This window comes from Wolbachia endosymbiont (group B) of Xanthorhoe designata (assembly GCF_964028585.1).
Lineage (GTDB): Bacteria > Pseudomonadota > Alphaproteobacteria > Rickettsiales > Anaplasmataceae > Wolbachia.
Map to the genome: position 1 here is coordinate 665,639 of NZ_OZ034794.1, position 13,623 is coordinate 679,261.

Here is a 13,623-nt window from a genome sequence, read left to right on the forward strand (position 1 = left end):
TAAAGCGTTGAAAGAAGAACATTTTTTACTATTATTAAAATGGGTAGAATGTAATTTTAGGTTAATAAAATGAATTACGATGTAATCATTTCAGGTAGTGGACTAATTGGTCTTATTACTGCTATTGGCCTGAGTAATGACTCTGTATCTGTAGCCGTAATTGAGAAAAATAATTTACCACGTGCAGTTGATGATAATCGAGCATTCGCTATTTCTCAAGGATCAAAAAAAATACTAGAAAAATCAGGGATTTGGCGGCTCTTAGAAGGCGAAGCTGAACCAATACTTGATATATGCATATTAGATGGAGATAGTCCATTTACTGTACATTATGACCATAAAATGGTTGGTGAAGAGCCAATGGGCTATGTAATCAAGAGCGCTATTATATGGAATGCAATCAATAACAATTTTTTGCATAAACTCAATATATATTCTCCACGTTCCTATAAAACAATCTCTTGTGACAAAGGATACATGGAAGTTACTCTTGATAATGATCAAAAATTGATATCATCACTATTTATCTGTGCTGAAGGTAAAAACTCTAAGTTGCCAGAGTTGTTTTCTATACCAATGATAAAATTTGATTATAAACAAAATAGCATGGTATTTAATGTAAAACATGAATTACATCACCAAAACTTAGCTGTAGAGAGGTTTTTTCCTAGTGGTCCATTTGCAATTTTGCCAATGAAAGGTGGCTATACTTCTTCAATAGTTTGGACAGAAAAATGCGAAATTTCAAAAATGCTGATGAGCTTATCCGAAGAGGAATTTGTCATAGAACTCAAAAAAAGATTTGGTTCTTATTTGGGAGAAATTGAATTAGAGGGTGAAAGAAGACTTTATCCTTTGAGTTTTTCTTTCGCGAGGAAGCTTCATAAAAGCAGAATTTTGCTGATTGGCGATGCAGCACATTCAATCCACCCGATTGCAGGTCAAGGACTTAACCTTGGAATGAGAGATGTAGAGAGTGTTATTAGACAAATAACTGCTGCAAAATCCTCTGGCATTGATGTTGGCAGTAATTATCTATTGAAGAAAATTTCACGTGATAGATACTTTGATAATTTTACTATGGCACTTGCAACTGATGGACTAAATAGAATATTTTCCAACAGAATACTTTGCGTTAAAGTTCTGAGCAATCTTGGTTTAATGGTAGTTGAAAATTCAGATTTTCTTAAAAAAAGCTTCGTTCGACATGCTATGGGGTTTATATAAATCATTAGATTTCTTGATTTTGTCGCATCTATAAACCATAGAAAAGAAGATCATTAAAGTTGGGATTATAGGAGTTATAGAGCCATTAACATAGCAAAATTCTCAAAAGTAGAAACATTGTCATTAGCTCCGATAATTTGTTTTTTCTGAATCATGCGAATATTTTCTATACCTGTAATAGTAATCTTTGCGGAGTGCTGCAGACTTGTCTCTACTAACACACAAGAGGAAGTCTACAGTATTACCAATAGTGCTCTATATAAATAAACCCATTTACCGTTTAATTTAATGTAGGTCTCTCCAATTACTACCAACCTGCTTCTTTCTTTTCCTTACTGCCTAATCTATCAGTGGTGATAAACCACTTTGTAACGTAGCATGGTCAATTTTTGCTCCCCTTATACTCATAATTTCTTCCAAATCTCGATAGCTCAAAGAGAATCGACATTTCATGTATACAGATAACATCGCTGAAAAGCTAAATCCTTTGAAATATGGCAATAATTTTTGATTGATACGAAACATCTTTGCTTTATTTTTAGACAATTATATCATTCTTCTTTCTACTTCCCTACAAATGCGACAGAACCGAAAGAACTTGCTCTAGAAAGACAAAAAAAAGTGTTCAACATTGTATCGGGATTCCAGCGTCACGCGCTGGAACAACAAGAAAAAGGGTGCTGGCATGACATTAAATGATTTTCCTTATTTTAGCATTAAACGCGATGAAGAAAATCATTTATAATTGCTATAGCAACTAGTGTTGAAACCTGACGTACCTTTTGGCTTGACAAACGAGAGTTTTTATCTGATTTGACAACAAGGGCTTCTAGATGACTTTGAAAGTAAATATTACCATGCTTATCTTCGATAGCTTCTATTACCCCGTCATTGGCAAATGCTGCAATTTTATATCCAAGTAGCTCTAGCCTTCTTCTATTCTCTGTAGTATTACTTACTGTACCTGAATGAGCATTCGGAAAATAAGTTGAAAACCAGCCATTTTGATTAGGTAGTAAAAATCTAGCTACCACTTTTTCCAAACGACTACCTGGAACAATTTTTATCTGCTGAAGAGGCATATTCTCTTTTTGTGGATAGGATGCTGATTTTAAATGATTCTTCTCATCATTAACAACATTTGTTATTTCAATTTCTTTTGCATGCATAATGTCTTGTAAACCACCGCATATGGCAAGCAAATGAATTGTAGGATTGTCATCTACTATTTTTACAATTGCTTCATTCACAAGCTGGCGGTAAGGGTTAAGAGCTGAATGAAAGTTATCTGAAATAAATATTCTGTTTATCTTTTGCTCTTTGATAAATTTTGCAACTTCAACTTTTATTCGATCTAGTATCAGCTTTTTTGCCAATATTTCATCTTGTTTTGCGAACTCTTCTTGGATTTCTTTTAGATTAATTATTTTGTCGTAGTCAATGAATATAGTTTTAACCCCAAAATTATTGAATATCTCATAGATATTTTGAGATTCATCTGTTTGCAATAAACCAACAATTATATTATAATTTACTGCATTTTCTGCTGTCAAAGCAGATAATTCTTTGTTTACTTTTTCACTATAAGCGATATTACTTAATAGTAGAAATGTAATTAATAGTATATTAAATACTCTATTGTAACATTTATGCATTATTTCCTAAATAATTATATTAATATTGTAATATATTATAGAACATTAAGAAAAAGAATGTGGCCTGAGCAGGAATCGAACCAGCGACACAAGGATTTTCAGTCCTTTGCTCTACCAACTGAGCTATCAGGCCAACTACGTACTTTTATTTTTAGACAAAAAACGTTATTATGTCCATCAAAAGTTTTTGAAGTATAGAAACAAAAAATGAACATTAATAACAAAATAGGAATTTATCCTGGTACGTTTGATCCTATAACTTTTGGGCACCTTGACATAATAAAAAGAGCATGCAAGCTAGTCGATAAGTTGATAGTCGGTGTTGCAGAAAATGTTAACAAACATACTACCTTTAACATAAAGCTACGCACAAGCATGGCTGAAAATGAAGTTAAAGGAGCAGAAATTAATGCAGATGTTATATCTTTTAATGGGTTGCTCGTGAAGTTTGCCAAAGAGCAAAATGCCTCTGTTATTATCAGAGGACTGAGGGCAGTATCAGATTTTGATTATGAATTTCAAATGAGTTGGGTAAATTATAAGCTCTCCCATGAAATCGAAACCATATTTCTTCCTGCATCTGAAGACACTCAATTTATCTCATCAAGTTTTGTGAAAGAAATAGCGAGATTAGGAGAAGATGTTAGCAGCTTTGTATCACAAAATGTCCAAACCGAATTGATTAATCTAAATAGGGTAAAAAATGGAGAATAAATATTTGTTGTTTTCTCCACTTCAAAGCGGTTATGCTCGATGTACAAAATACTATAAAATAAAGGAGCAGTATGTCAGAAGTGAGGGATAATAATCTAATAGTTTGCTGCCGTGGTGATGAGAATGATGATGGTTCTGGTCATCCAGTAGTATATTTACATAAAGAAGGAGAAATGTATTGTCCTTATTGCAGTAAGCCCATGAGTGAAATAGTAAACTCCAAAGAATTTCAATCTGTTGAGGTGAAAGCAGTGAACAAAAAGGAAAGGACCAAAGGTTAATAGCACTTCATTCTTTAGCTTATGTAAATGGCAATAAAGGGGGCAGTAAAGATCAAACTGTCCATACGGTCAAGTACTCCTCCATGGCCAGGTATTATACCTCCACTATCTTTAACATTGTAAACTCTTTTTATGAGTGATTCAGTAAAGTCTCCAAGTTGGGCTAGAATAGCAATTGTAAAGCCAATTATTGGGGAATAGAAAATTGGAAATAAACTCAAAAATATTGAACCAAAAATTGTACAAAATACTCCAGCTAAAACTGCACCTAAAAGCCCTGACCAAGTCTTTCCAGGACTAATAATTGGGCAAATTTTAGCACCACCAAAGTTTTTACCAAATAGGTAAGCGGTAATATCGATGCTCCAAATGGTTAAGATAAGCCATATTAATTCATATTTTCCCTGTGGTAGATTATATAAGTATATCAGCGATGCATTTGGTAGTGCAATGAGTAGTAATGCGAAAATGTATAAGATTCTATTGCCCTGAGTTAGATTATACCATTCAAAAGAAGATAAAACTGCAATTGAGAAAATTAGTAGATAAAACGATAAATCACTGAAATATGTGGCAAAAGAAAATATAAGTAATATGACTATTGAGGACAGTGTTCTCACCATAAAATTATTATCTACCATATTTTTTCTCTCTCTTTGTATAATCTGCTAATGCTTTACTCAAATCTTGACAAGAAAAATCAGGCCATAAAGTATCACAAAAATACAATTCAGCATAAGCTGCTTGCCATAGTAAAAAATTGCTTAACCTTTTCTCGCCACCAGTGCGAATTAATAAATCCAATTTTGGTAAATCTTTAGTATACAGAAATTTTTCAAATTCCTCTTCCAATACGCAATCAATATTTCCTTTTATGACGTTGTTGATAGCATGTATAATTTCCTGCTTTGCTCCATAACTAACTGCAACAGTGAGTAATAGACCATCGTTCTTATGTGTCACTTCTTCTGCTTTTTTGATTTGATCGAATATTTTACTGGGCAATAGACTTAAATTGCCAATAAAATTTAACTTAATGTTACAATTGTAAATGAATTTCATTTTATCTTCATTAATTAAAGTGGAGTAAAATAAATTAAATAGGTAGTCTGTTTCGTTTTCAGATCTGAGCCAATTTTCCATGGAAAATGCATACAAAGTTAAGTAAGATATGGCTAAGGTTGTGCAATGTTTAGCAATATCAAATGCAACTTCACTGCCTTTTCTATAACCATCAATTTTTACCATTCCTTGATTCTTTGCCCACCTACCATTACCATCCATAATAATTGCTAGATGTTTTGGTAGAGATTCTAGATTTAACATTTTAATTCAACCTGTTATTCGGTTTTACCAATATTACCCATATTAGGTTAGCTTAATTTCTATGTAAAACGTTCACTATATTCACCTGAACTACATTATTACTGAAAAATCATTGATAGTCTATACTCTACTCTATGAATAAAGTTTTCTGAACCTCGGTGTCAGCTACCAGTGATTTTACTAAGAAAATATGGCAAAAATGGTCTAAATTGAGCGTGTTTTCTTAATTTGATGCGTATGGTTTATTTAACACCCTCTTAAATTTATAAAGCAAAACCTTGGATACAAACACTTTTTAAGCTATGTCATGATATGTAACTGACTTGCATTTTTTCTTTCCGTGTCCCACTTAAGACATTACTAGGCCCATTTTTATCTTCTAGTAGTTTTATAATATCGCTAAGACTAGAATGACTACACATGGATTTTAACTCTTCAAAAGGAGTAAAACCGATTCTATTAACAACTTCCTGATTTCCTAGTAATTCTATTGTATCTACGTAGTTAAGATTATCACGATAAAATATGAGTCGAAATTTTTTAATGTTAAAAGAAATGATATTCTCAACAACCTCCTGATTTTTTAGTAGTCTTACAATATCGCTAAAGAGTAACCTATCATTACAAAGTATGAATTTAAGTTTTTCATAATCAATAAAATTGATGTGCTCAACAACTTGTTGATTTTCTAGCAACCTTATAATCTTGTAACTGCTACTAGTATAATTGCTACTATTAAACTTATCGCTATTATGAATGAGTTCAAATTTTTCATAATCAATAAAACAGAGGTATTCAACAACTTTTTGATTTCCTAATAACTCCATAATATTTTCACCACTAAACTTATTACTCTTGAGTATAAGTTGAAGCTTTTTATCACCAATAGAGTTAATTCGATCAATAGAACTCTGATCTTTTAGTAATTCTGTAACATTTTGCTCACTAAGCTTACCATCACTCTCAACTATCATCCATTGAATAAGACGGATATTCCTAATATCATTTTGATTTTTTGGTGGTATTTCCACATCTGCATCGTTGTAAAACTGAACATCATCAACGCGTTTTTCATTAATTCCTTTATTTCCTAGTGCTTCTTTAGCAAAGTTATTCGGATCATTTTTTTCATCTTCCTCGTAATCAAAATTATCATAATATCCATAATCTTCTTCATTCTTTTCGTTACCACTACTTTCGAATTCATTATTGGTATTGCAAACCTCTTCACCTTTTAGTATTTCTAGAATATTGCGCTCCGAAGGTGCATCATTTAGCATGGAACTAAACATTTCATCATCGTAATCGTTGATGTGATTAACAATGCTCTCATCTGAGAGTAATTCTTCAATACCTTTGTAACTAAACTTATTATTATACTTGCATAAGATTTTAAGTTTACTGTAATCCATTGAATTGATGCCATCAACAACTCTTTGACTTGATCGTAATCTTATGTCATAAGCCTTACATATCAGTTGAAGTTTTTCGTTATCTAAATCCTCTGCATTGTCTGCTTTATCAAAATCCATAATCTTATTTCAATTTACTTAGTATTTTAATTTTAAACATATAAAAAGAAATAATCAAGCATAAGGCCTAATGAATTTATTAGTTTATTACATGTCTCTTTTCATGTATAAATTTATAGAAAGTTTTATGTAGAAGTTATTTTATGAGCAAAATTATAGAAATAAGAGCGCCAAAAACTCTTGGTGGTGAATCGGTTACGGAGGGTATAGTAAAAATAAAGAAAAATATCGGTGAAGCAATAAAAGTAGATGACTTGATCTTTGAAATTGAGACTGACAAAACAGCACTCGAATTAACTGCAGAAGCTTCAGGACAAATAACCGAATTTTTTGTGAAAGAAGATGATGTAATTAGCCCTGATCAGTTACTGGCAAAACTTGCTGTAGGAGAAATAAAAGAAGAAGTGAAAGAAGAAAATAAGGGCGAAAGCGCTGCTAAAAAAGATGCCCCTTCAGCTCGTAAAATTATGGAAGAAAATGCAATCAGTGCAGAAAGTGTAAAAGGAACTGGCATGGGAGGCAGAGTAACCAAAGCAGATGTGATAGACCATATGAGTAAGGCTGAACAACCTGCGATAAAACAATATGAATCGCCAAAAAGCGTAGCAAGTGGAGAGAGAAGAGAAGAACGAGTGAAAATGAGCAAAATAAGGCAAGTCATTGCTGCTCGTTTGAAAGCATCACAAAATACTGCTGCAATACTGACCACGTTCAATGAAATTGACATGAAAAATGTCATGGATCTCAGGGCAAAGTATAAAGAAACTTTCGAAAAGAAATACGGAATAAAACTTGGTTTTATGTCGTTTTTTATAAAGGCAGCAGTGCAAGCGCTGAAAGAAATTCGTGAGATTAACGCTGAAATTTCAGGTGATGAAATCATATATAAAAATTACTATGACATAGGCGTTGCTGTTGGCACTGACAAAGGTCTTGTTGTACCAGTTATTCGTGATGCTGATCAAATGTCATTTGCTAAAATTGAACTAACTTTAGTTGCCCTTGGCAAAAAAGCACGAGAAGGTAAGCTGCAAGTATCGGAAATGGAAGGTGCAACATTTACTATCTCAAACGGTGGTGTATACGGTTCACTTCTTTCTACTCCAATAATCAACCCTCCCCAATCTGGAATACTTGGCATGCACTCAATACAAAATAGACCAGTTGCTGTAGGTAGCTCAATTGAAATCAGACCAATGATGTACATTGCTCTCTCTTACGACCACAGAATAGTTGACGGTAAAGGAGCAGTTACTTTCCTTGTTAAAATAAAAAATTACATAGAAGATCCAAATAGATTAGTTTTAGAAATTTAAGCAGGTTAAAAGCGACAAGTAAGTTTTTCTGAAGTTTTCAAGGTGGGTGTTACAGTTGTACAAACATTTGCAAAGGTAACTTATACGAAAAATGGTCAGTGTTTACTGTACGGACATTGTAATCTATGCCGGCTTTGTTGCATGGCTACTAATGTGAAGGAGTGATGGAAGAGATTTATGAGATAAGTTCGAAAATAGGCATACCGATATCAGAAAATTTGTTAATCAAGTAGCATTTTAAGAGCATCTCTTGAGAGCGGTTTATCTCAGATTTATTCTTAAAACTAAATTCAAATGTTTTTTTGAGTCTAAAGAAAAAACTCTCAATACGTGACCGTATTCCATACCCTGTCTGCCTTTTCCATTGAGTTAAATTGCATCTTTTTCTTATATTAATGTTGTTATTTCTTTCCGAGAAGTGGTCTATATTGTCACAGATTTTTGCATTCTTTCTTGGCTTTATAATTGGTTTTAAATTATATTTATTGCATAATTGATATAAACTTGTTGTATCATAAGCTCCATCTGCACAAAGAGACTTAATCTTATAGATATCGCATCAACTATGTTTTTTAAAAATTTTTTATTTGTGTAATTCTGTAACTTTGTTCAATCATGTAGGCAATAAAAACCCGTGTGTCATAGAAATAAAATTTTATATCAAACAGCTGCCATAACAATTTCTGCTTAGCTAATGAATATGTGCTTTAAGTCTGTGTGGACGCACATATTCATTAGCCAATTTCAGTTACCATTGTGAAAGTATGCAAATTAATTGCTTCTTCAAGTCTTGCATTAGCAATTACTATAATTTTTCGCATTAGAGCTGTTATAGCTACCATTTTCTTCTTACCACTTTCAACAAGCTTGGAATAAAAGGCACCAAGTACAGATTTGGACCTTGCAGCAGACATGGCAGCTGTAAAAAGCTTTTTACGGACACTACTTCTACCACCTATAATCCTTCGATAACCAACAGCTTTACCACTTTCCCTAGGATTAGATGCAACTCCGTCAAGACTTGCTACTTCTCTTCTGTTTAAGTAACCAAGCTCCGGTATTAAACACAGAAAATCTTGTGATAACTTTTTACCTATTCCAGGAACTGTTTTAAGGATTTTTTGATGTTCTTGTAACTCATGGATTTCATCAATGATTTTTTGTATAGTATTATTGAGTTCATCTATTTGGCTATTAAAGAATTCAATAGTTTTTTTGACAACTTTCTCTTATATGGTCGTTTTCAGGTGCTTCCAGTCTACATTTTTCCTGAGCTCTCATTTGCGTGATGTCATCACGACGTTGACAAAGCGCAACCAAGGTTGATTGTTTTTCAGAAGTAGGTACAAATAGAGAGAGTTCTATGGCGTTCAAATCCATATTGAGCAAGAACTCTTGCATCTGATTTATCGGATTTTGCTAAAGTTCCGCGAGATAAAATAAAACTTTTTACTTTGCGGGTATTAGCTCGATGTACGGTGATATTCTTGTCAATAAGAAAATTCGACAAACCAAGCTCATATTTTCCTGTATTTTCTAAAGTCACTAAAGAATTAGGTAAGATATCTGAGAACTTTTGACACAATCGTTGCCAACCAGAAGTATTATTGTCAAATTCGACAGCATTCTTCTGCTTGTGAACTGCAACAACATTCTTGAATTTTTCGATGTCAATGCCAATAAAATTTTGATAAGATCTAACCATGATAACCTCGATAGTTTTATTAATTTAAGATTGTAAACGGGTGCATATATATGTCCCACACAACTATTCAAACGTATCGAGAGATGGTCTAGTGTACCTTGATGCGAACGGTTGTAATACCAACTTCCTCTCGGTCGCACACGCCCGTGATAACCCTATTCCTATAGTGAGTAGGGTTATCTTTTCCTCTTATCTCTTTTATATCACATTTTTAACTTACAATCTTCATCAGAATTAATAATGTATTCTACCTTTTTATCTAGTTGTTTTTACATTTTAGCTTTTTCTTTGGCATTTTGAGCATCTAAACAAGAAGAAGTAATTGTTAGCTCTTTGCACTGCAGCTGAAAGCGCAAAAACTAGAGCAGAAAATACAGCACCACCAATAATAAATGGAAGGCCAACACTTAACGCTGCAACTGGAGCTAAGAAACTAACATAAGGAGCTGCAGCAAACACTCCTGATGCTAACAAAGTTGCTATAGCTAAAGTACTACCCCTTTTTTACAGTAAAGGTAGCAAAAAAAGCTACAAATCTATGTAGTATTTAAACTCGCTCCTACTGGGACCTGAACCTAATCCACTACAACATATCAGAAAACATTATCTCTATTTTTTCTGATTACACACTGAATTTTTTCTCAGCATAATGATTATGAGATTGCTTTTTAGCTTGGTTTTACTCAACTAAAGCTAAGTTATTAGAAATTACCTGGTTTATTTGAGCGTTAGCAATATGAGTATCTTGTTGTTTACATTTAGTACAATACATAATAGATGCAGCTCCAATAGCAGCTCCAACACAAGCAGCTCCAGCAATTAAGGCAATTTGATTAAAGTCTTTGTTATAACCTTGGTTAAATCCTTCACTGTAGCCTTTTTGTAGCCCTCCATATAACCATCTTCATAACTTTTTTGTTGTGCAAAAAACCCATAAGCGTATGTAAATAATGCTCCTCCTGCAGCGTAAAATATACCCTGTATTCCAGGTTTGATTATGTCTGGAACAAGCCTGACGCCATTCTTTATTTCTTGTACTATAGAAATTGTTGTTAAGTTCTTTATGTTAAAATCATTGATATTCATTGCTTTTTGTAAAAAAATTAAGCTATATGCTTTATATCTTAACATTAATTTGGTTTTAAAACAAATTAATATTTTAATATAGGTTTTCTCTTTTGTAGAGAATCTGCTTTTCCTTGTTTTGTATGAACTTAGAAAATTTTTATTAATAAATGACTTTAGGTTTAAAATTGAGGAAGTGGTTGCTATATATATCAGCAAATATGAGTTAAATTTATATTATGGACTTGAATAAATTTACCGAAAAAGGAAAAAGCCTAATTCAAAGTGCTCAAATGAAAGCATTGGGAGCTGGGCATCAGATTTTTATGCCTGAACATTTACTTAAAGTAATGCTTGAAGATGAATCAGGTTTTGTTCAGGATCTGATAGGCTCTTGCGATGGGAATGTACAGAATATTTCTGATGCTGCGAATAATGTAATTAAAAAATTCCCAGTAGTTGAAGGGCCAGGGAGTGGTGGCCTTCAGCTTTCAAGAGAGGTAGCAAAAGTTTTTGAGGATTCAATCGGTATTGCGAGGAGGAATAAAGATACATTTGTTACTGTTGAGCGTTTATTGCAGGGTCTTGCTGCACAAAAAGATGATACTGTAGGTAAAATTTTAGCAGAAGGTGGTGTCACACCATACAAATTGAACTCGGTTATTGCAGAAATGAGAAAAGGTAGCAGTGCAGACTCGCCAAATAGCGAGGAAAAATTAAATGCGGCAAAGAGATATACAAAAGATATTACAGAGCTTGCTATGCAAGGTAAGCTTGACCCTGTAATTGGTCGTGATGAGGAGATCAGAAGAACTATGCAGGTATCGCTAAGGCGAACAAAAAATAATCCAGTGCTGATCGGTGAGCCTGGTGTTGGAAAAACTGCAATAGTTGAGGGTTTGGCAAACAGAATTGTTGCAAATGATGTACCACTTGGTTTGCGTGATGCAAAAGTTTTAGCTTTGGATCTAGGTGCGTTAATTGCTGGAACAAAATTCAGAGGAGAATTCGAAGAAAGATTAAAAGCAGTAATCAATGATATTTCAAAAGCAGAGGGGAAAGTTATCTTATTTATAGATGAGCTTCATACTTTAGTTGGAGCAGGAGCAACAAGTGGTGCAATGGACGCTTCAAATTTGCTAAAGCCTGCTCTTGCGCGTGGAGAAATTCGCTGTATAGGAGCTACAACTTTAGATGAGTATCGTCAACATATAGAGAAAGATCCTGCGCTTGCAAGGCGTTTTCAGCCTGTGTTTATTTCTCAACCAACTGAAACTGATACTATTTCAATACTGAGAGGTTTGAAGGAGAGATATGAGGTGCACCATGGTATTAGAATCACAGATGGTGCAATAATTGCTGCTGCAACGCTTTCTAATAGATATATAACAGATAGATTTTTACCTGATAAAGCGATTGATTTAATTGATGAGGCAGCAAGCAGAGTAAGAATTGAGATGGATAGCAAACCTGAGGTTATTGACGAACTTGAGAGAAAGATTATACAACTAAAAATTGAATCAGAAGCTTTAAAAAAAGAACGTGATGAAAACTCTAAGCAACGTTTAAAAAAGATAAATGAGGAAATTGAAAGTCTAAACAGTAAATTTGCTGACTTAAGCAGTAAATGGCAGATGGAAAAGAATAAGATAGCTAAAATACAAGAAACAGCTGAAAAATTGGATAACGCGAGAAAAGAGCTAGAATTGGCTCAGCGCAATGGAAATTTAGGAAGGGCAGGGGAGTTGATGTATGGTGTGATTCCTCAATTTAAAAATGAGTTAAAAAATCAGGAAAAAGTTACTGATAGTTTCCTAAAGAAAGAAGTTACTGAGAGTGATATTGCAAATATTGTTTCAAAATGGACAGGCATTCCAGTTGATAACATGATGCATAGTGAAAAGGAAAAGCTCCTTAACATGGAAAATGAAATAGGAAAAAGAGTAATAGGGCAGAGAGATGCAATTGAAGCGATAAGTAATGCAGTAAGGCGCTCCCGTTCTGGTGTTCAGGATACTAATCGACCTTTTGGTTCATTTTTATTCTTAGGTCCAACCGGAGTTGGAAAAACAGAGTTAGCAAAATCTCTTGCCGAATTTTTGTTTGATGATCAATCAGCACTTCTACGCTTTGATATGTCAGAGTATATGGAAAAACACTACGTTTCAAAGTTAATTGGTGCGCCTCCAGGATATGTTGGTTATGAACAAGGTGGCAGATTAACCGAAGCAGTAAGGAGAAGACCATATCAGGTAATTTTATTTGATGAGATAGAAAAGGCAAATCCAGATATATTTAATATACTACTGCAGATTTTGGATGAAGGTAGACTCACCGATAGCCATGGCAAATTAATTGATTTTCGTAATACCATACTAATTTTAACTTCTAACCTTGGAGCTGAGATGATGCTAAGAGGAGCTACCGAATCTGTGAAAGATGAGGTGATGAAAATAGTTAAGTCAGCGTTTCGTCCAGAATTTTTAAATAGACTGGATGAAATTATTATATTCCACAGCTTAACCAAAGATGACATTGATAAAATTATAGATGTTCAATTCTCTTATTTACAAAAGATGCTTGCTAAGCGTAAACTGAGTATTAGTTTATCGCAAGAAGCTAAAGAACTAATGGCACAAACTGGATATGACCCTGAATATGGAGCGCGGCCTCTGAAAAGGGTAATACAAGAATGCATTCAAAATAATCTAGCTAAGTTAGTTTTATCGGGGAAAATAGTAGAAGGAGATGAGCTAATAGTGTATACTTCTGGTAACGAAATCTTAGTTAAAAAGATCTAGA

The 13,623-nt window shown here is 33.6% G+C and carries 12 protein-coding genes, 1 tRNA gene and 2 pseudogenes; 5 read left to right on the forward strand and 10 right to left on the reverse strand.

Annotated features, from left to right (window positions below; translation table 11 throughout):
* The first annotated feature begins 69 nt into the window (after window positions 1–69).
* Window positions 70–1,227, forward strand: coding sequence for a 2-octaprenyl-6-methoxyphenyl hydroxylase (gene ubiH, locus ABWU64_RS03165; protein ID WP_015587700.1), 1,158 nt, complete (start codon window positions 70–72; stop codon window positions 1,225–1,227).
* Between the two features lie 74 nt (window positions 1,228–1,301).
* On the opposite strand, the pseudogene ABWU64_RS03170 reads toward ubiH, so the two are convergent.
* The 3 genes and pseudogenes from ABWU64_RS03170 to ABWU64_RS03180 form a co-directional block, all read right to left on the reverse strand.
* A pseudogene (locus tag ABWU64_RS03170) lies at window positions 1,302–1,752 on the reverse strand (DDE-type integrase/transposase/recombinase).
* Window positions 1,753–1,943: 191 nt separating this feature from the next.
* Entirely contained in the window at window positions 1,944–2,882 is a 939-nt protein-coding gene (locus tag ABWU64_RS03175; protein ID WP_135352788.1) for a gamma-glutamyl-gamma-aminobutyrate hydrolase family protein, read from the reverse strand.
* A gap of 60 nt (window positions 2,883–2,942) precedes the next feature.
* Window positions 2,943–3,015: transfer RNA gene (locus tag ABWU64_RS03180), tRNA-Phe, on the reverse strand.
* Between the two features lie 74 nt (window positions 3,016–3,089).
* Between ABWU64_RS03180 and coaD the strand changes: the two genes are divergently transcribed.
* Together coaD and ABWU64_RS03190 are read left to right on the forward strand one after the other, a co-directional pair.
* Window positions 3,090–3,596, forward strand: a complete 507-nt coding sequence (gene coaD / locus ABWU64_RS03185; protein WP_015587724.1) for a pantetheine-phosphate adenylyltransferase — start codon at window positions 3,090–3,092, stop codon at window positions 3,594–3,596.
* Between the two features lie 71 nt (window positions 3,597–3,667).
* Window positions 3,668–3,877, forward strand: coding sequence for a zinc-finger domain-containing protein (locus tag ABWU64_RS03190; RefSeq protein WP_353279215.1), 210 nt, complete (start codon window positions 3,668–3,670; stop codon window positions 3,875–3,877).
* A gap of 14 nt (window positions 3,878–3,891) precedes the next feature.
* On the opposite strand, the gene ABWU64_RS03195 is transcribed toward ABWU64_RS03190, so the two are convergent.
* The 3 genes from ABWU64_RS03195 to ABWU64_RS03205 all read right to left on the reverse strand — a co-directional run bounded on the left by ABWU64_RS03195 (window position 3,892) and on the right by ABWU64_RS03205 (window position 6,735).
* The gene (locus tag ABWU64_RS03195; protein ID WP_015587722.1) at window positions 3,892–4,518 is read right to left on the reverse strand and encodes a phosphatidate cytidylyltransferase; all 627 of its coding nucleotides are present in this window, start codon (window positions 4,516–4,518) and stop codon (window positions 3,892–3,894) included.
* Window positions 4,508–5,203 (reverse strand): polyprenyl diphosphate synthase, encoded by a 696-nt coding sequence (gene uppS / locus ABWU64_RS03200; RefSeq protein ID WP_015587721.1) that lies wholly within the window; start codon window positions 5,201–5,203, stop codon window positions 4,508–4,510. Before uppS ends, ABWU64_RS03195 begins: the two co-directional genes overlap by 11 nt.
* A 305-nt stretch (window positions 5,204–5,508) precedes the next feature.
* Complete coding sequence (locus tag ABWU64_RS03205) at window positions 5,509–6,735, reverse strand: hypothetical protein (RefSeq protein ID WP_353279217.1); 1,227 nt, start codon at window positions 6,733–6,735, stop codon at window positions 5,509–5,511.
* Between the two features lie 143 nt (window positions 6,736–6,878).
* On the opposite strand from ABWU64_RS03205, the gene odhB reads away from it, so the two are divergent.
* On the forward strand, window positions 6,879–8,051 hold the full coding sequence (gene odhB, locus ABWU64_RS03210) for a 2-oxoglutarate dehydrogenase complex dihydrolipoyllysine-residue succinyltransferase (protein ID WP_341815991.1): 1,173 nt from the start codon (window positions 6,879–6,881) through the stop codon (window positions 8,049–8,051).
* A gap of 175 nt (window positions 8,052–8,226) precedes the next feature.
* Here odhB and ABWU64_RS03215 read toward each other — a convergent pair whose 3' ends face one another.
* From ABWU64_RS03215 to ABWU64_RS03230, 4 genes and pseudogenes are all read right to left on the reverse strand, one after another.
* Window positions 8,227–8,604 (reverse strand): transposase, encoded by a 378-nt coding sequence (locus tag ABWU64_RS03215; protein ID WP_341816086.1) that lies wholly within the window; start codon window positions 8,602–8,604, stop codon window positions 8,227–8,229.
* A 181-nt stretch (window positions 8,605–8,785) separates the two neighbouring features.
* A pseudogene (locus ABWU64_RS03220) lies at window positions 8,786–9,756 on the reverse strand (IS110 family transposase).
* Between the two features lie 276 nt (window positions 9,757–10,032).
* Window positions 10,033–10,230: a hypothetical protein gene (locus ABWU64_RS03225; RefSeq protein WP_341815992.1), complete on the reverse strand. Its 198-nt coding sequence runs from the start codon at window positions 10,228–10,230 to the stop codon at window positions 10,033–10,035.
* A gap of 345 nt (window positions 10,231–10,575) precedes the next feature.
* Window positions 10,576–10,842 carry a hypothetical protein gene (locus tag ABWU64_RS03230; RefSeq protein ID WP_353279218.1) on the reverse strand — a complete coding sequence of 89 codons (267 nt, stop codon included), beginning with the start codon at window positions 10,840–10,842 and terminating at the stop codon, window positions 10,576–10,578.
* A 218-nt stretch (window positions 10,843–11,060) separates the two neighbouring features.
* On the opposite strand from ABWU64_RS03230, the gene clpB reads away from it, so the two are divergent.
* On the forward strand, window positions 11,061–13,622 hold the full coding sequence (gene clpB, locus ABWU64_RS03235) for an ATP-dependent chaperone ClpB (protein ID WP_341815993.1): 2,562 nt from the start codon (window positions 11,061–11,063) through the stop codon (window positions 13,620–13,622).
* Window position 13,623 lies beyond the last annotated feature (1 nt).